This is a genomic window from Actinomadura alba, assembly GCF_014323705.1.
Lineage (GTDB): Bacteria > Actinomycetota > Actinomycetes > Streptosporangiales > Streptosporangiaceae > Actinomadura_C > Actinomadura_C alba.
Map to the genome: position 1 here is coordinate 63,749 of NZ_JABVEC010000032.1, position 17,772 is coordinate 81,520.

Consider the following 17,772-nt stretch of genomic DNA (forward strand, 5'->3'; position numbering starts at 1 on the left):
GCCTAATTGCGATCGGTCAGTTCCAGGGCAGCGCCGCGCGGTCGGCCCAGTACCGGCCGGGCGGCGAGGCGAGGCCGCCGAGCCCGGCCAGGTCGTCGTCGTCCAGCCGTACGGCCACGGCGGCCAGATTGGAGCGCAGTTGCGCAACGCTCGCGGCGCCGGTGAGCACCGTGCCGGCCCACGGCCGGTGCAGCGCGGCGGCGAGCGCGATCGCGTCCGGGCCGACGCCGTGCCGCTCCGCCGCCCGTGCCACCTCGGGTGGTGGCCGTACGGCGAGCCGTCCGTTGGCCAGCGCCTCCTTCACCAGCACGTGCGCTCCCGCCTCGTGGGCCTCGCGCAACGCCTCGCCCACGGACGGTTCCAGCGGGTTCCAGGTCGCCTGCACCGCGGTGAACAACCGCTGCCCGGCCACCTCGAGTTCGAGGGCGCGGCGCACGGTGTCGGCCTGGGCGGGGCCGGAGGCGGAGAATCCCACGCGCAGGCCCGCCGCGGCGGCCTCGGCAAGGGCGGCCAGCAATGGGGCGTCGTCGAACAGCGGGCTGTCCGGGGTCAGCGAATGCACCTGATACAGCGCCAGCCGGTGACCGAGCAGTTCGCGCGTCTCCTCCAGCTGCGCGCGATACCGCGGCAGGGTGTGCTCCTTGACCTCGTGCACCGGGGAGTCGAGGCGCCACCGGCCGACGTAGGTGTAGCCCCATTTGCTCGAGACGGTGAGGTCAGGGTGATCGCGCTCGGCGAGCCACTCGCCGAGGAACCGTTCCGCGAGGCCGTATGAGCGCGCCGTGTCGACCCACCGGATCCCTGCGGCGTAGGCCGCGTCGAGCACATCGTGGCTGGCCCGCCGCATCGCCTCGACGCTGCGATCGGCCGGTAGCGCTCCCTCGCGGCCCACGTTGATGTACGCCGGACGGCCGAGGGCCGCCAGCCCGAGTCCGATCCGCCCCAGCCCGCTCATCTCTGTCACGCCGTCCAGCCTGGCATGTCCGGCTCAGCGCGCGGGCAGCCAGCCGACCTTCCCGGCCAGCATGACCGCACCGACGAAGGCGACGATGTCGATCAGAGCGTGCGCCACGACCAGCGGCATCACCCGGCCCCACCGGCGGTAGAGCCAGCAGAAGATCACGCCCATGATCACGTTGCCGATGAAGCCGCCGATGCCCTGGTAGAGGTGGTAGCTGCCGCGCAGGAGCGAGCTCGCGGCGGTGGACTGCCACGGGCGCCAGCCCCGCTGGTCGAGCCGGTGGACGAGGTAGCCGAGGATGATGACCTCCTCGACCACGGAGTTCTGCGCCGCGGCGGCGATGAGCACTGGGATCCGCCACCACACGCCGTCCAGGTCGGAGGGGACGACGGTCAGGTTGAGCCCGATCTCCCGGGCGGAGAGGTACAGGCCGAGCCCGGATCCGCCGATCACCGCGGCGATGGCGGCGCCGCGCAGCAGGTCTCCGGTGGGGCGGTTGAGTGAGAATCCGAGGGTGCCTCGCAGCGATTCACCGCCCCGCGTCATCAGGTGGGCCACCAGTGCCACGGGAACGAGCGCGGTGGCGATGGAGAAGAGCTGCCAGGCGAGCCCCAGCCAGGGGCGTCCGGGCGTGTGGTCGGTGATGAGCTGGGCGGTCTGCCGGGAGAGCGGGCGCGATGCCGTCAGCGACCCGACGAAGGAGATCAGCGCGGAGACCCCGGACGCACCCAGTGACAGGGCGAGCACCAGCACGACCTCGCGGCCGAGCGTCGCGCGGTCTTCCGGAACGGTCTTCTGGGTCGCCTGCCGCATGGTCATAGCGCAATCTACCGGCGTACGACGCCGTGCGCGTTCGTGGGTCTGCCGCCGTACGGCCGCTAGGCCCAGCGGGTGCGGCGGCGAACCTGGGTACCTGCCTCGGGGTTGGTGTGCCGGGCGTTGTCGACATCGGGCGGTCTTGATGAACCGGCTGTGACGGGGGCGACTACCTGATGTAGTTGGACTATCCCGTAGCGTCATGTGGCTGGGTCCGTGGCGCGCGGCGACGCCTGGGTGGACATTTGGGAGACTGGGAGTGGTTCACATGCGCAGCATGGCAGCGACGTCTCCTTTGAGGACACCCATGATCGCAGTACCGGACTGGCCCTATGGCCCGTACACCATCGATGACTTGGACGCGCTGCCCGACGAGGGAGTGCGCCGTGAGCTTGTGAATGGGTGGATCATCGTGGCCCCATGGCCGAGCACGTATCACGATCATGCGGAGAAGGTGCTGGAGCGGGCGCTGGACACTGCGGCCGAGGAGGTCGGTGCCGACGTCTACACCAAGGGACCGCTCGATGTTGATACGGGTCCGTCGATCCGGGTTCCTGACATCGCTGTCGTCGAAGGGGAGGCGGCTCGCGCAGCTCGGGCTCGGAGGGCGCGCGCCTATGACGGGCCGGACGTGCTGCTGGTCGTGGAGATCGTCTCGCCGCGGAGTGGCAGTGAGCAGCACGATCGGGTGGACAAGGTCTTCGAGTACGCACGAGCGGGGATACCGCAGTACTGGCTGATCGATCTCGAACCCGAGCCGATCATCCTGGTCCGGGAGCTTGGTACGGACGGCCGGTATCACGTGGTGGCGTCCGTGCGAGCGGGCAGTGAGTTGAAGACCGACAAGCCGTTCCCCTTCACCTTCGACCCGGCTCGGCTTGTGGAGTAGTCGGCCGTCCCATGTTGATCAGTGACGAGGAATCCGCGAGAGCGTGCCGGTCGATATCCGCTGGTGCGGCGGGCACGGCAGGCTGCCCGCGCCGTCGCCGGCGGAATCGCTAGCCCCAGGCCGAGGCGACGCGGGCGGCTTCGCGCCGGCCCTGTTCGCGGCCGGCGTGGGCCGTCGGGGCTCGTACGGCCGGGTCAAGGGGATTCAGGCCCATCGCCGCGGTGGACCCCTCGTCCGGGCGCACGACGGTGACCTCGGCGCCCCGGTGGCGCAGCTGCTCGACCTCGTCGTCGAGGCCGCCCCATGGCGGAACCGGCGCCCCCGGCGGCTGTGGCGACAGCACCAGCACCTGGTCGTACCCTGCGGCCAGATGCACGTTCTCGTTGGAGCGGACCCCGCCGTCGATGTACCGCCGGTCGCCGATGGTCACCGGCGGCCAGGTGCCGGGTACCGCGCTGCTCGCCGCCACCGCGTCGATGAGGCCGATGCCGGACGCGGCGTCGAAGACCCGGGTCTCGCCGGTGTGCGCGTCGACCGCCACGACCGCGAGCGGGCGCTCAGGCCAGGTGTCGGACATCAGCCGCCCGGCGATGACCGCACGCCGCTCGGCCTCGGTGACCGTGGGCGTCCGCAGCGCCCACGCCCCGATGCGGCGGCGGACGTCGATCGGGTCCTCGGCCCCGGCCAGGATCTTCGTCAGGGTCGCGGTGAACTCCGCGAGATCGAGGTCCACCGGGAGCTCCCTGGTCTGCAGCGCGGGGTCGACCTGCCGCTCGAACAATCGCTCCACGGCGATGCCGCTCGCCACCTGCGCGCCGACGGTGGACCCGGCCGACGTGCCGACGACCAGGTCGGGGCCGAGGACGTCGGTGCCCGCTTCGGCCAGACCGGTGAGGACCCCCGTCTCCCAGCCGATGCCGGCCAGGCCTCCGCCGCCGAGCACGAGCGCACGTCGCTTCATGTCCTGATTGTGATGTCAAGCGGTCCCGCAGGTCACGCCCAACGCACTCAGATGTCAAGCCGACTTTCGTCACATCTGCGGATTGTGGGCCTTGCCGGAGCCCTTTTCGGAGCGGAATATCAGGGTGATCTGTCATGTCGGGGGCTGGCTGCCTGGAGACGCGCATGGCCGAGGAGATCCCCGTCGCCGCCACCACCACTCGCCCGCTCGGAGTGAGCCGTCCCGATCTGACCGTCGCCGACCTGCCCACCCCCGAAGAGGTCTTCCGGGTCAAGCGGATCGGACCCGCCCAACTGGTCAAGTACGCCCTCGGGCCGAGCCTCATCGCGCTCGGCATCTCGATCGGCAGCGGTGAGTGGCTGCTCGGGCCGCAGGCCGTCGGCCAGTTCGGCTTTGAGGGGGTCGGCTGGGTCATCGTGATCTCGGCGGTGCTGCAGACGTTCTACAACATCGAGTGCTCCCGCTACGTGATGGCGACGGGGGAGGCCCCGGTCGTCGGCTGGGGGCGGGTGCCGCCCGGCTGGCTGCTGTGGGTGCCGCTGTCGGTCTTCCTCGTCATCTTCGCCTTCATCGCGGGCGGCTGGGCCGCCTCGGCCGGGCAGGGGATGTACGCCCTGGTGCACGGGGAGATCCCGGAGAAGGGAGCCGAGGAACCCAGACTGTGGGCGATCGGCCTGCTCTTCGTCGTGTTCCTGATCACGGCGCTGGCCCGCCGCATCAGCCGGGCACTGGAGCTGGCCAACTGGATCATGGTCGGCGCGATCCTGGTCGGGCTGCTGCTGATCTGCCTGTTCATCGTGCCCTGGAGCACCTGGTGGGACGGCATCCGCGGGTTCGTCACCCCGGCCCTGCCGCCCGAGGGGATCACCGCGACCCAGATCGGCGCGCTCGCCGGCTTCACTGCGCTCGCCTCCGGCCTCAACTGGTACGTCATGGGCCACTACCGGGACAAGGGCTATGGAATGGGGCACCGGGCCGGCTTCATCTCCGGCATGCGCGGTGAGCGCAGCCAGTTGCTCGCCAGTGGCGTCACCTTCCCCGACGACGCCAAGAACACGGCGCTGTGGCGGCGGTGGTACCGCCTGCTGCTGACCGACATGTGGGGCGTCTTCTTCGTGGGCGCCATGCTCGGCATGCTGCTCCCCACGATCCTCATGGCCCGCGCGGTAGAGATCTCCGGCGAGAAGGTCACGCAGGACAACGTGCCCACCTTCGTCGCGGTCGCCCTCGACCAGGAGTATGGCCGGGGCATGTTCTACATCGCGCTGATCCTGGGCGTCTTGATCCTCTTCAGTACCCAACTCGGCATCTTCGAGGCCATGGTCCGCGTGACCACGGACGCGTCGCACGCCACGAGCCCGAAGCTCCGAGCGCTGGTGGAAGGCGATCCGCGACGCTTCTACTACCCGTTCATGCTCCTGCTGCTGGTGATCATCGCGATCATCCTGCACCTCGCGCTGCCGGTGAGCCTGGTGCAGTGGTCGGCCAACATGTCGAACCTGGGCGCGCTCATCTACCCGTTCATGCTGATGTATCTCAACAGCAGGCTGCCCCGCGCCGCCCGCCCGCGGCCGTGGCACTACATCATCCTGGTCCTGAACTTCCTGTTCTTCGGGTTCTTCTTCCTGAACTTCATCGCCGACTTCATCGGTGACCCCCTCATCACCTTCTGACATACGTCACCTTCTGACATACGTCTCGAAAACAGAGGAAGTTCGAGTTACGATACATCTCGACTCGGGACTGAGGAGAGATGGGCATGGACGTCGAGCACCGCAAGGCCCCCGCGATGCGGGTCTCGGACATGGAGCGCGACGAGGTGCTGGTGAGGCTGCACACCGCCTTCGCCGAGGGCCGGCTGTCCGATGCGGAACTCGACGAGCGCACCGCGTCGGTGCTGGCCGCACGCACCCGTCCGGAGCTGGACCTCCTGCTCGCCGATCTGCCCCCGGCCGCGGCGCCCGGCGCCGCGGCCGGCCGGCAAGCTTCTCCGGTCTCGCGGCCCGGCCGCCTGCAGGTCGCCTACAAGGGTTCCGTACGCCGAAGCGGGCGCTGGCGGGTGCCCGACGGCTACACCGCCGTGATCTACAAGGGCGGGAGCCTGCTGGACCTGCGCGGTGCCGAGCTGGACGGTGATGTCACGACCATCCGCGCGGTCGCCTACAAGTCCGATGTGGAGATCATCGTTCCGCCGGGCGTGCGGGTCGAGGTCGGCGGCTTCGGGGTCTCCGGTGAGGTGCACGGCGACGCCGCTCCCGGTGCCCCGGTCGTGCGGGTACGCGGCTTCGCCTACAAGGGCGAGATCGACGTTCATTCTTAGTTCACTTTGCACCGCCTGGTAAGTCCTGCCTTGCGCGCCGTTTATGTGGCGGTTTAGTCGGGCCTACGCCACCATTGGTTGCTGATCATGTCGCTGACAGCTCAGCGGCGCATGCGGCGCAGTGGCGCGTTCCGTGGACATCGCCTCGTCCACGGAACGATGGGAAGAGGTCGAGGAACAGGTGACGACGAGGATCCCGGAACACAGCGACACCGAACCCGTCACCGGTGGTCCGCCCGGGCACCCCACCGACCCCTCCTCCGCGGTCACCGGCACTGACGCGCCGGCCTCGGGGCGCAAGGACAGAGGGCTGCCGCCGGCCGTGGTCCGCGCCGCCGACACCGCTGAGCAGGCGGCCGGAGACACCGCGAGCCCGGCGGAGGGCGGGGGATCCACGCCCAAGAAGAGCCGGGCGAAGCGCGGATCGGTCCGGCACATCACCTCGCCCTGGCAGCGCTCCCATTCGGTGTGGCACCGTTCCGGCGTCGACTGGTCCCGTAAGGGCGCCGACGCGTCGCCGGGCGGGGCGTCCGGTGAGAACGGTGCGGCGCCGTCCGGAGCGCCCCGGACCGCTCGGGCGGCGGAGGAGAGCACGCGCGGCCCGGAGAAGAAGACGTCGCCGCGCTCCACGTCACCACGCCCTTCGGCGCCACGCGCCGGCCGTACCGGCCGTGTCCGCAGGGCCGGGATCGTCGTCGTCGCGTTGGTGCTGGTGGGCGGTGCCGGCGCGTACGCGGTGCGGAACGGCGAGGACGGCAAGGTCGCCGCTCCGGGCGCCGTCGACGCCGACCGGCTCTTCACGTTCGACCCGGCCGCGAAGACCGACGGGCGCGACCAGACGCTCACGGACGTCGTCGCCTCGGGCGAGACAGTCGTCGCCCTCGGCTCGGACGAGGTCCGCGGGCAGTTCCTCACGTCGGTGGACGGTGGCCGCACCTGGCGGGTCGCGGACGTCCGCGCGGACGACGGTGGCGAGCCGCCGCCCGGTGAGTTCCCCCGCCTGGTCGCGGGCGGGGCCGGTGCCTGGGTCGCGTTCGGCGGCCCGGCCGCCGCGGAGGCCGGGGGTGCGGCCGCGGCCGGCCGGACCGTCGGCGCGATCTGGACCAGCCGGGACGGGCGGAGTTGGATCCGGCGCCCCGGCGCCCCGGCGTTCGGAGCCACTGACGACGTCCGGGCCGTGGTCCGTACCGCCTCGGGCTTCGTGGCGGTCGGCCGCGCGACCGGTGAAGGAGCGGTATGGCTCTCCCCGGACGGCCGGACCTGGCAGCGCGTCCCTACCGTACAGGCGAAGCTGACCGGTGCTCTGCGCTTCGATCGGCTGGCGGCGGTCGGGGACACGCTGGTGACGCAGGGCTTCCGCGACCGGACCGTGGTGCGCACGGTCACCCAGGGAACGAAGAAGCGCAGGGTCACGACCACTGTCCGGGCCGCCGGCCACTGGCGATCCACTGACGGCGGGCGTACCTGGGCCCCCGTCACCGTCCCGCAGAAGCAGGGGTCGTCCGGGGCCGGCAACGGTCTGGTGAGCGGGCCCGGCGGGTTCGTCCTCACCCGCGACGCGCAGTACGCGACGGGCAAGGGCGAGCGCCGCAAGCTGGTCCGTACCGGGGTGGTGTTCGGCTCAGCCGACGGTGCGAAGTGGACCGTCACCGGCCGGCTCACCGGCCATGACCTCGTCGGAGTGGATCGGCTGAGCGGCGGAGCCACCGGGTTCGCGGCGCTCGTGCGCCTGCGCGGCGGCGACAAGACCGCCCTGATGCGCAGCCCGGACGGCCGGAAATGGAGCCGGACCTCCGTCATCACCGATCGTTATCTCACCGGCCTCGCGATGCTCTCGTCCGGACCCGTGGTGGCCGGACGGGCCGGCGACGACGCGTACCTGTCCCTGGGATCCGGCTCCGTCGACCTGGCCGCCATCGAGGGCGCGGCGCTGCCGGACCGGGCGATCACGGCACTCGCGCCGAACGGCGAGCAGGTCGTCGCGGTGGGCGGTACGAACGGCGACGCGGCCGCCTGGCTCACCCGGGACGGCCGGGCGTGGAGCCGAGCGACCGGCACCGGGTTCGGGGGTGACGGCACGCAGCGGCTGACCGATGTGACCGGGGGCGGCAATGGCTGGGTCGCGGTCGGCCGGACACCGGACCGGCCGCTGGTGATGACCTCCGACGACGGCACCGCCTGGCGGCGCGCGTCCGGTTTCTCGGCCGACTTCCGTCCCACCGGGGCGACGTACGGCCCGTCCGGCTATGTCCTGGCCGGCAAGGCCAGAGCGGTGGCGGCCACCTGGCGCTCGACCGACCTGAAGAAATGGACGCGTGGATCGGGGGAGCTCGATCGTGGCACGTCGATGAGGGACGTGGCGACGACGCCGGAGGGCTATGTCGCGGTGGGGGCCGCACCACCGGCCAAGGGGAAGAAGACCGGCGAGGACGCGGCCGAGCGGCCCATGGCGTGGACGTCCGCCGACGGAGCGAAATGGAGCCGTGCCGGGGCGGTGCCGGTGCCGCCCGGAGCGGCCTCGCATGGACTGACCCAGGTGGTCGCCAATGGCGGCATGCTCGTCGCGCTCGCCGGGCCGGCGTTCGTCGCCACGTCGGAGGACGGCGGCCGGACCTGGCAGTCACAGCCGCTTCAGGGGGCGAGCATCGTGGCCGCCGCGCCGGAGGGGTTCGTCGCGGCGGGCACGGTGGGCGCGCCGGGCCGGAGCGACGTCGTGCTGTGGAGCTCGCCCGACGGGCGGAGCTGGCGATCCAGCCGGCCCCGCGGCACCGGGCTGGACGGCGATGGGGCCCAGCGGCTCACCGCGCTCACCGCGCTGGGCGACGACCTGCTGGCCGTGGGCGTCACCGGTGACCACCGTGGTGACCGGCCCACCTTGTGGCGGACACCCGCGCCCTGAACGCCCGTCGCCCCCACGGCAGGCGGGCGGGTGTAGCACTCGGACCGCGAACCGCGATTACCGGGTGTCACCTCCGTACAGGAAGGTGGGGTCACCCGTCCCCGAAGATCCGGGACGGCGCTCATCATGGGCGAGATCCGCGGCCGGGTCCGCCCGGAGAGCGGATCACATGGTGGCGGCCGGCGGCTCTTGGCAGCGCACGCCGGCCGCCATCCGATCGCCGCCGGGCCGCGGTGTCGCGGGGGTAAACCAGATGACGGCGACGTGCGTACCTCGGACAATGGGCAAGATGAAGGTGACCCACTGGCCCTTGTACGGGCTGCGGCTGCGCACACCGCGGCTGGAGCTGCGGCTTCCGACGACCGAAGAACTCGATGACCTCGCCCGGTTGTCCGTTGAGGGCGTCCATGATCCTGGCTGGATGCCGTTCGTCGTTCCGTGGACCGACCTGCCGCCGGACGAGCGGGCCCGCAGCGTCATGCAGTTCCACTGGGAGAAACTGGCCGGCTGGTCCGCCGACGACTGGGTCCTGCAACTGGCCGTGTTCGCCGAGGGTCAGGTCGTCGGCTCGCAGGCCGTCGGCGCCCGGAACTTCACGGTCATGCGTGAGGTCAGCACCGGGTCATGGTTGGGGCGGCGTCACCAGGGCCGGGGCATCGGCACCGAGATGCGGGCCGCCGTCCTGCATCTGGCCTTCGCCGGGCTGAACGCCGAGTCCGCGATCACCTCGGCCATGACGGATAACCCGGCCTCCGCCGCCGTGTCACGCAAGCTCGGATACCGGCCGAACGGGGTCGCCCGCATCCGGGTACGCGACTCGCTCGGCCACGAGCAGCGTTTCGCGCTCGACCGGGCCGGCTGGCAGCAGCACAGCACGGTGCCCGTCGAGATCGACGGGCTCGAACCGTGCCTCCCGCAGTTCGGTCTCTGACCGCGGGCTGCGGTCAGCCGGCCTGCCGGACTTCTAGTCGAAGAGCACGACCTGCCGGATGACCTCGCCGTTGGTGAGCGCCCGCACGGCGTCGTTCAGTTCCTCGAACCGGATCCGGCGGGTGATCAGGTTCTCGATGTCGAGCTTGCCCGCCCGCCACAGGGCGACGAAACGCGGCACGTCCCGCTTGAGGTAGCTGCCGCCGTACAGCGAGGCCTTGATGCTCTTGCCCTCGAAGAGCAGGGAGAACGCGCTCATCTCGAAGTTGTCGGTCGCCGCGCCGGCACCGACCACGATCACGTCGCCGCCACGGCGCGTGGTCCGCCAGGCCGTGGTGATCGCGGCGGACTTGCCGACGACCTCGAAGGTGTAGTCGAAGCCGCCGCCGGTGAGCAGGCCCTTGGTCTCGTCCAGGGTGTCGAGGGTGGCGGTGTGCGTGGCGCCGAACTGCTTGGCGATCGGGTGCTTCGCCTCGTTCGGGTCGATGGCGAGGATCGTCGAGGCGCCGGCGATCCGGGCGCCTTGGATCACGGCCAGCCCGACGCCGCCGGCGCCGACCACGGCGACCGTGGACCCCGGCTCGACCTTGGCGGTGTTGAACACCGCACCGACGCCGGTGGGGATGCCGCAGCCGAGCAGGGCGGCGTACTCGAACGGCACGTCCGGGTCGATCTTGAGCACTGCCTGGTGGGGGAGGACGATCTCCTCGGCCCAGGTACCGACACCGGCCATGCCGAACGCCGGGGTGTCCCCGCCGATGCGGAACCGCGGGTTGCCGAAGGAGTCGCCGAGGAAGGTCATGCAGAGGTACGGCTCGCCGCGGAGGCATTCGGCGCAGGTGCCGCAGTCGGGCGTCCAGTTGACGACGACGTGGTCACCCGGCTGCACCGAGGTGACGTGGTCACCGACCTCGAGGATCTCGCCCGCCCCCTCGTGGCCGATGACCGTCGGAGATGACATCGGCAGCACGCCGGTCATCGCCGACAGGTCGGAGTGGCACACTCCGGTGGCCTTGATCTTGACCCTGACCTCCGCCGGGCCCGTTTCCACCGTTGTGACGTCGTCTCGCAGGTCGAGTTCCTCATCGCCGACCGCGTGCAAGATCGCTGCGCGAGCCATGGTCGCCTCCACGTGGGGGTGTGGGTGCCGTACCGGCGCCCGGGGGTGGGGTGGTGGGGGTGGTGCGGTGTCAGTCACTCACGGAGAGCGCGGCCTTGGGGCAGGATCGGACGGCGTGGCGGACCCGGTCGGCCAGTTCCGCCGGCGGGTTCGGCTGCTCGATGTGCAGAACATCGTCGTCATCGAGTCGGAAGACCTCGGGCGCGAGTCCTTCGCACACGCCGTTGGCCTCGCACACCAGCGGGTCGACCCGTACCTCCATCGGTGTTCTCTCCTTCAGTTCCCGGCGAGCTTGCGGTGGTCCCACGAGGCGACGCGGACGGGCTCCACGATGTAGGCGTGGCGTTTCGCGGCCGTCTGCTCCACGAAGGGCGCGACGTCGTCGTCCTGGAGATCCATCATGCGCCTGACCACCTCAGCGCCAACATACCGAACCTCGTTCTGTTCAGTCATTACCTTGGCGTTGCCGTAAATGAGGGCGCCGCGAAGTTCGAAGTAGTCCTCGCCCGTCTCGATCAGGCACGTGACGCGCGGATCTCGCTCGATGTTGCGGGCCTTCTGCGAGGTGCGGTAGGTCCAGAATGCGATCTTGTCGTCCACCATCGCGTAGAACATCGTCACGAGATGTGGGGTTCCGTCGGGATTGATGGTGCCGAGCTGCAGCTTGCGGTGCTCGGTGACCAGGGCGGAGACCTCGTCCTCGGTCATGGCGATGCGATTGCGGTCACTCACGCCGAAAGTAGAACATGTTTCAGTCTTTGGCGGCAAGGCGGCCGGAGCGCGCGGCGGGGCACCCGGTCGGTCACCTTTCGGCGAGCTCCTCCAGGGTTGGAAACGAGGACTGCGCGCCCGCCCGCCGGACGGCCGTGGCACCCACCCGGGCCGCAGAGCGGGCCGATGACGGGACCGGCTCGTCGCGGGCGAGCCGGCAGAGCACCGTCTGGAGTGGGATACGGGGACCTTTCGGGCTTCGGCCGTATGGATATGGATAGGGTCTCGGCGTGACCGATGACCTGACCGTATCGCCCGCGATGCCGGTGGCCCTCGTGCGCGCCGCCCTGGCCGCGAAGGGCTTCATGCCCCCGGCGGAGGGCACCGCGCTCTACGAGACAGCAGTGGAGTACGGCTCCCGCGGCCCGATCCTGGAGATCGGCACCTACTGCGGCAAGTCCGCCATCTACCTCGGGGCGGCGGCCCGCGTGGCGGGCACGGTCGTCGTCACCGTGGACCACCATCACGGCTCGGAGGAGAACCAGGCCGGCTGGGAGCACCACGATCCATCGCTGGTGGACCTGTACACCGGCCGGATGGACACGCTGCCGACCTTCCGCTCCACCATCGCCGCCGCCGGGCTGGAGGAGCACGTCGTCGCGGTCGTGGGCGCGTCCCGAGCGGTGTCGGCGCTGTGGGGCACGCCGGTCGGGATGCTCTTCATTGACGGCGGCCACGCCGAAGTGCACGCGCAGGGCGACTACGAGGGCTGGGCGCCCTGGGTGAAGGCCGGGGGCGCTCTCGTCATCCACGACGTCTTCCCCGACCCCGCCGACGGCGGCCAGGCGCCGTACCACGTCTACCAGCGGGCGGTCGCCAGCGGCGCCTTCGAGGAGCGTCGCGCCGAGGGTTCGCTGCGCGTGCTGGAGCGGGTCGCCGACGGCATCGGCTGACGACGCTCCGGACCTCTCCGGCGTGATCATGCAGTTGTTCGCGGCGAAATCCCGTTGCCCGTGTCCGCGTCGCATGCCACGATCCGCGCCATGCGCGTCGACGATCTGATCACGCTCGATCGGCAGAGGGCGCTGCCGGAATTCGTGCTGTTCTGGGGTGGCAAGCAGGCCCACGGCATCGGCAAGAGCTGCCTGAGCCAGTGGTACCCGTCACCGTTCACGGTCGACGGCGTCGGCTATCCCACCGCCGAGCATTTCATGATGACCGGCAAGGCTCGGTTGTTCGGCGACGCCGAGGCGGAGGCGCGGATCCTCGCCGACCCCGATCCCGGCAAGGCGAAGGCGGCCGGCCGCACGGTACGGGGATTCGATGAGACGGTCTGGGTCGAGCACCGCTACGACATCGTCGTGGCCGGCAACCGTGCGAAGTTCGGCACACCCGGGCGGCTCAGGAACTTCCTGCTGTCGACGTCGGGCAAGGTGCTCGTCGAGGCGAGCCCCTACGACACCATCTGGGGCATCGGGCTCGGCGAGCAGCAGCCCGAGAGCCTCCGCCCGTCGCAGTGGCGTGGACTCAACCTGCTGGGCTTCGCCCTCATGGACGTTCGCGCCGAAATCGCCCCGTGACGGCTCAGGACCGGGCCGGTCACCCGCGGACACTGCGTGAGCACGCCGGTCGAGGGTCAGGAGCCGGTGGGCACCGGGCTGGGGAGCGTCGCGGGGGCGCAGCCGCAGGCGACCGGGTCGGCGGGCTCGGACGGGCCCAGCACCCTGCCGCCGACCTCCTTGAAGATGGTCGCGCCCGGGGTCGTGCCCGACAGCGCGTCCGCCGCGAGGATGACCGCGGCGGCCGTATAGGTGGACCGGTCTCCAGGGAAGTGCCGGTCGTTGGCGAACTGGTAGCCCGTCCAGTACGACCCGTCGGCGTGCCGCAGGTGCTGTATCGACTCGAACAGCTCGAGCGCCCGGGCGGTGTCGCCGACGGCGTCGAGGGCCAGTACCAGCTCGCACGTCTCGGCTCCGGTCACCCACGGCTGGTCGGACACGCAGCGGCAGCCGAGACCGGGCACGACGAACGCGTCCCAGTGCTCCGCGACCCGCCGGTGCGCCGCCGGGCCGCGGACCGGCCCGCCGAGCATCGGGTAGTACCAGTCCATCGAGTACCGGCTCTTGTCGGCGAACGCCTCGGGGTGGGCCGCGACCACGTGGCCCAGCTGGTCCGCGGAGAGCTCCCAGTCGGGCTGCGGATCGCCCAGCCGCTCCGCGAGGGCGACCGCGCACCGCAGCGACTGGTAGATCGACGAGCAGCCGGTGAGTAGCGCGTGGTCGCTCGGTGAGCCGTCGGGGCGGCGGATCCAGATGATCTCCCCGCGCGCGGACTGCAGGCCGAGGGCGAACTCGATGGCGCGCCGCACGGTCGGCCACATGCGCTCGGCGAACCCCTCGTCGCCGCTGACCAGGAGTTCGTGCCACACGCCGACCGCGACGTAGGCGGCGTGGTTCGACTCGCCGCCCGGTTCGGTGACCTCGCCGAGCACCCACTTCGCCGGCCAAGAGCCGTCGGGGCGTTGTGCGGTCAGCAGCCACTCGTACGCCCGCCGAGAAGGCTCGGTCAGTCCCGCCACGCTGAGCGCCATCGCGGCCTCGACGTGGTTCCACGCGTCGACGTGGCCGGGCACGCCGCCGATCGGCGCGAACCACGGAATGGCGCCCGACGGTTCCTGTTGCGACGCGATGCTCCGCGCCGCTGCGGCCACCTGCTCCGCGGTCAGCACCCCGGGGACCGAGGGCTGTCCGGAGTCAGGCCGCGGCATCCGTCTTCTCCCTGCCCCCGTCGCCGGCGAGCGTCTCGCTCGGCCCGTGCGGTTTGGTGAAGTAGACGACGACGCTCTTGCCGATGACCGGGTTGAGCACGCGCTCGGCCAGGCGGGTGGCGAGCGGCCGCTTCATGATGTCCCACACCAGCACCTGGTGGTAGGCCTTGGCGACGGGGTTGCCGTCGTTGTTAACGCCGACCGCACACTTGATCCACCAGTACGGGGCGTGCAGCCCGTGCGCGTGATGGTGGCCGTCCACCCGGAAGCCGGTGGCCTTGAGCTTGGCCTCCAGTTCCGCACGGGTGTAGATGCGCACGTGCCCGCCCGGAGCGGTGTGGTAGTCCTCCGACAGTGCCCAGCAGATCCGCTCGGGCAGCCAGCTCGGCACTGTGACGGCCAGCCGGCCGCCGGGCTTGAGCACGCGCAGGAGCTCGGTCATCGCCGACATGTCGTCCGGGATGTGCTCCAGGACCTCCGCAGCGATGATCTTGTCGAACGAGTCGTCGGGGAACGGCAGCCCCAGGGCGTCGCCCTGCACGGTCTTGGCCGAGGCACCCTCGGGAACCTCGCCGGCCAGCTCCATCGCACCGAACATCCTCGACACCTCCGCGAGCTCCTCGCGGTCCATGTCGAACGCCACGACGTTGGCGCCTCGGCGGTACACCTCGAAGGCGTGCCGTCCGGCACCGCACCCCATGTCGAGGACGTGGTCTCCGGGTGAGAGGGGGAACCGCTGGAAATCCACGGTCAGCAGGGTGGTGCTCCTTCCGTGCCTGAGAGCCGGGTGGCGGTCCCTCCAGATGTTCGCCGGGCCGCGTTCATCGCGGCCCGGTGGCGATGGCGGACCGGTAGTGCTCGACCGTGGCGGCGGCCACCGCCGGCCAGGCGAATCGCTCCTGGACGCGCTGGAGGCCGGCCTCGGCGACCCGGGCGCGCTCGGCCGCGGAGTCGTGCAGGCGGCGCAGCACGGACGCGAGTTCTTCGACGTCGCCGGGCTCGACCAGCACGCCGGCGTCGCCGACCACCTCGGGCAGCGCACCCGTGCGGCTCGCCACCAGCGGCGTGCCCGAGGCCATGTGCTCGACCGCCGGCAGTGAGAACCCCTCGTACAGGGAGGGCACGACACCGATCTCGGCGCCGGCGAGCAGCTCGCCGAGCTCGTCGTCGCTGATCCCGCTCACGAACCGTACGCGTTCGCCGAGGGACAGCTCCCGCACCAGTCGGTCGGTCGGGCCGTCCTTCGTGGGCTTGCTCACCACCACGACGTGCACGTCGCGCTCGGTGGCCAGCTTCGCCACCGCCCGGAGCAGTGTCGAGACGCCCTTGATCGGCGAGTCGGCGCTCGCCACGGCGACGATGCGGCCCGGCACCCGGGGAGCCTCGCGCGGGTGGAAGACGCGGGTGTCGACGCCCAGCGGCAGGATGTGGATGTCGCCGGGATCGGCCCCGAAGTCCTTGACGATGTCGACCTTCGACGACTCCGAGACGGTGAGGATCCGGCCGATCCGGCGCGAGACCCGCGCCTGCATGCGGACGAATCCGTACCACCGGCGCTTGCCGAAGTTCTGCTTGATGCCCTTGGCCGCCTCGATCTCGATGCGCCGGTCGACGCTGATCGGGTGGTGGATGCTCGTCACCAGGGGCAGGCCGAGGCCGGGGATGCGCAGGTTGCCGAATCCGAGGACCTGGTTGTCGTGCACGACGTCGAAGTCGGCGCGGCGTCCTCGGAGCTCGCGCAGCGCGCGCAGGCTGAAGGTCAGCGGTTCGGGGAAGCCGCCGGTCCGCATGTGGGCCACCTCGAGGACGTCGATCCAGTCGCGGTACTCCTTGAGGCCGGGAGTCCGGAACGGGTCGTCGTCGTTGTAGAGATCGAGGCTGGGCAGTTTCGTCAAGGTGATGCGCTCGTCGTCGAGCTCGGGGTAGGGCTGGCCGGACAGCACCTCGACGTGGTGCCCCAGCGCGGCCAGTTCCCTGCTCAGATGCCTGAGATAGACGCCCTGACCGCCGCAGTGCGGCTTGCTCCGGTACGAAAGCAGGGCCACTCGCAATGGCCCGTCATCGACCCCGCTCACGTACCACCCCTCCCCGTCACGGGGTGCCGTCGGTCTGGAACCGCACCGGCATCTCCTTGATCCCGTTGATGAAATTAGACCTTAGCCTCCGTACGTTACCGGAGAGTTCGATATTGGGCGCCGAGTCCAAAAGTGTTTCGAAGAGCACACGGAGCTCGAGCCGGGCGAGGTGGGCGCCGAGGCAGAAATGCGGCCCGCCTCCGCCGAACCCGATCTGCGGGTTGGGGTCGCGGCCGACGTCGAAGAGCTCAGGGGAATCGAAGACGTCCTCGTCCCGGTTGGCCGAGCCGTAGAAGACGACCACCTTGTCGCCCTCCTTGATCCGCTGCCCGCGCAGCTCGGTGTCGCGCAGGGCGGTGCGGCGGAACAGGTTGACCGGCGTGACCCACCGTACGATCTCCTCAACGGCGGTGGCCGTCGTGGCGGTGCCCTCCCGGAGCCGCCGCCACTGGCCGGGATGCTCCAGCAGCGCCAGCATCCCGCCGGACGCCGCGTTGCGGGTCGTCTCGTTGCCGGCCACCGACAGGAGCAGCACGAACAGGTCGAACTCGTCGGTGCTCAGCTCTTGGCCGTGCTCGTCGGGCCGGAGGAGCTTGGTGACGATGTCGTCGCGGGGATTCTCGCGGCGTTCCGCGGCGAGCTCGTTGGCGTAGGCGTAGAGCTGCGCGGCGGCGTCCTGGCCGTCCTCGCGGGTGCGCTGGAACTCGGGGTCGTCGCCGCCGATCAGCCGGTTCGACCACTCGAAGATCTTGCCGCGGTCCTCCACCGGGGCGCCGAGCAGCTCGCAGATCACGTAGAGCGGCAGCGTCGCGGCGATGTCGCGCACGAAGTCGGCCTCGTCGGACGCCGTCACTTCGTCGACGAGGTCACGGCAGATGTCGCGGATGTGCTGTTCGAGTGCCCCGATCGCGCGCGGGGTGAAGCCGCGGTTGACGATCCCGCGCTTGCGCGAGTGCTCGGGTGGGTCCTGGTTGAGCATCATCATCTGCTGCAGGGCGATGTCCTCGTCGGGTAGCTCGTCGAAGAGGGCGAGGCGTTCGCGCGAGGAGAAGATCTCCGGATGCCGCGAGACGCGCACGACGTCCTCGTGCCGGGTGATCGCCCAGAACCCCGGCCAGCCGCGCTCTGAATCGCCCTCGTGCCAGAAGACCGGCGCGTTCTTCCGTAGCCAGTCGAACAGGCCGTGCGGCATCCCGCCGCGTTCGTACACGTCGGGGTCGACGAGGTTGATGTCGGGAGCCATCGAGAAGCCTCCTCGCTTCCGTCGACTCGTGGCGTGTCGGGGTCCGCGCGGTCACGGACGGCCCGACACGCCACGACTCA

The 17,772-nt window shown here is 70.7% G+C and carries 17 protein-coding genes; 7 read left to right on the forward strand and 10 right to left on the reverse strand.

The window, feature by feature from the left end; genetic code table 11:
* Positions 1-16: 16 nt before the first annotated feature.
* Both HKK74_RS30800 and HKK74_RS30805 read right to left on the reverse strand, forming a co-directional pair.
* Positions 17-955 (reverse strand): aldo/keto reductase, encoded by a 939-nt coding sequence (locus HKK74_RS30800; protein ID WP_187246921.1) that lies wholly within the window; start codon positions 953-955, stop codon positions 17-19.
* A gap of 33 nt (positions 956-988) precedes the next feature.
* The gene (locus HKK74_RS30805; protein ID WP_246492148.1) at positions 989-1,774 is read right to left on the reverse strand and encodes a CPBP family intramembrane glutamic endopeptidase; all 786 of its coding nucleotides are present in this window, start codon (positions 1,772-1,774) and stop codon (positions 989-991) included.
* Between the two features lie 310 nt (positions 1,775-2,084).
* On the opposite strand from HKK74_RS30805, the gene HKK74_RS30810 reads away from it, so the two are divergent.
* Positions 2,085-2,666 (forward strand): Uma2 family endonuclease, encoded by a 582-nt coding sequence (locus tag HKK74_RS30810; protein WP_187246905.1) that lies wholly within the window; start codon positions 2,085-2,087, stop codon positions 2,664-2,666.
* 109 nt (positions 2,667-2,775) lie between these two features.
* On the opposite strand, the gene HKK74_RS30815 is transcribed toward HKK74_RS30810, so the two are convergent.
* Entirely contained in the window at positions 2,776-3,627 is an 852-nt protein-coding gene (locus tag HKK74_RS30815) for a patatin-like phospholipase family protein (protein WP_187246906.1), read from the reverse strand.
* A gap of 134 nt (positions 3,628-3,761) precedes the next feature.
* Between HKK74_RS30815 and HKK74_RS30820 the strand changes: the two genes are divergently transcribed.
* The 4 genes from HKK74_RS30820 (at position 3,762) to HKK74_RS30835 (ending at position 9,777) form a co-directional block, all read left to right on the forward strand.
* Positions 3,762-5,300 carry an Nramp family divalent metal transporter gene (locus tag HKK74_RS30820; RefSeq protein WP_246492149.1) on the forward strand — a complete coding sequence of 513 codons (1,539 nt, stop codon included), beginning with the start codon at positions 3,762-3,764 and terminating at the stop codon, positions 5,298-5,300.
* Between the two features lie 86 nt (positions 5,301-5,386).
* A complete protein-coding gene (locus HKK74_RS30825; protein WP_187246907.1) occupies positions 5,387-5,947 on the forward strand; it encodes a DUF1707 SHOCT-like domain-containing protein in 561 nt (186 codons plus the stop codon).
* 133 nt (positions 5,948-6,080) lie between these two features.
* A complete protein-coding gene (locus HKK74_RS30830; RefSeq protein WP_187246908.1) occupies positions 6,081-8,846 on the forward strand; it encodes a hypothetical protein in 2,766 nt (921 codons plus the stop codon).
* A gap of 289 nt (positions 8,847-9,135) precedes the next feature.
* Positions 9,136-9,777: a GNAT family N-acetyltransferase gene (locus HKK74_RS30835; protein WP_187246909.1), complete on the forward strand. Its 642-nt coding sequence runs from the start codon at positions 9,136-9,138 to the stop codon at positions 9,775-9,777.
* 33 nt (positions 9,778-9,810) lie between these two features.
* On the opposite strand, the gene HKK74_RS30840 is transcribed toward HKK74_RS30835, so the two are convergent.
* The 3 genes from HKK74_RS30840 to HKK74_RS30850 all read right to left on the reverse strand — a co-directional run bounded on the left by HKK74_RS30840 (position 9,811) and on the right by HKK74_RS30850 (position 11,628).
* Positions 9,811-10,896 carry an alcohol dehydrogenase catalytic domain-containing protein gene (locus HKK74_RS30840; RefSeq protein ID WP_187246910.1) on the reverse strand — a complete coding sequence of 362 codons (1,086 nt, stop codon included), beginning with the start codon at positions 10,894-10,896 and terminating at the stop codon, positions 9,811-9,813.
* Between the two features lie 70 nt (positions 10,897-10,966).
* Entirely contained in the window at positions 10,967-11,158 is a 192-nt protein-coding gene (locus HKK74_RS30845; protein WP_187246911.1) for a ferredoxin, read from the reverse strand.
* A gap of 14 nt (positions 11,159-11,172) precedes the next feature.
* Positions 11,173-11,628: a pyridoxamine 5'-phosphate oxidase family protein gene (locus HKK74_RS30850; RefSeq protein WP_312881955.1), complete on the reverse strand. Its 456-nt coding sequence runs from the start codon at positions 11,626-11,628 to the stop codon at positions 11,173-11,175.
* 299 nt (positions 11,629-11,927) lie between these two features.
* Between HKK74_RS30850 and HKK74_RS30855 the strand changes: the two genes are divergently transcribed.
* Together HKK74_RS30855 and ybiA are read left to right on the forward strand one after the other, a co-directional pair.
* Positions 11,928-12,560 carry a class I SAM-dependent methyltransferase gene (locus HKK74_RS30855; protein ID WP_187246924.1) on the forward strand — a complete coding sequence of 211 codons (633 nt, stop codon included), beginning with the start codon at positions 11,928-11,930 and terminating at the stop codon, positions 12,558-12,560.
* Between the two features lie 90 nt (positions 12,561-12,650).
* Positions 12,651-13,187 carry a riboflavin biosynthesis intermediates N-glycosidase gene (gene ybiA / locus HKK74_RS30860; protein WP_187246912.1) on the forward strand — a complete coding sequence of 179 codons (537 nt, stop codon included), beginning with the start codon at positions 12,651-12,653 and terminating at the stop codon, positions 13,185-13,187.
* A gap of 56 nt (positions 13,188-13,243) precedes the next feature.
* On the opposite strand, the gene HKK74_RS30865 is transcribed toward ybiA, so the two are convergent.
* From HKK74_RS30865 to HKK74_RS30880, 4 genes are all read right to left on the reverse strand, one after another.
* Positions 13,244-14,374, reverse strand: coding sequence for a prenyltransferase/squalene oxidase repeat-containing protein (locus HKK74_RS30865; RefSeq protein WP_187246913.1), 1,131 nt, complete (start codon positions 14,372-14,374; stop codon positions 13,244-13,246).
* Positions 14,361-15,131, reverse strand: coding sequence for a class I SAM-dependent methyltransferase (locus HKK74_RS30870; protein ID WP_187246925.1), 771 nt, complete (start codon positions 15,129-15,131; stop codon positions 14,361-14,363). The genes HKK74_RS30865 and HKK74_RS30870 overlap by 14 nt, the downstream gene beginning before the upstream one ends.
* Before the next feature lie 64 nt (positions 15,132-15,195).
* Complete coding sequence (locus tag HKK74_RS30875) at positions 15,196-16,449, reverse strand: glycosyltransferase family 4 protein (RefSeq protein WP_312881956.1); 1,254 nt, start codon at positions 16,447-16,449, stop codon at positions 15,196-15,198.
* A 16-nt stretch (positions 16,450-16,465) separates the two neighbouring features.
* On the reverse strand, positions 16,466-17,692 hold the full coding sequence (locus tag HKK74_RS30880) for a cytochrome P450 (protein ID WP_187246914.1): 1,227 nt from the start codon (positions 17,690-17,692) through the stop codon (positions 16,466-16,468).
* Positions 17,693-17,772: the final 80 nt, after the last annotated feature.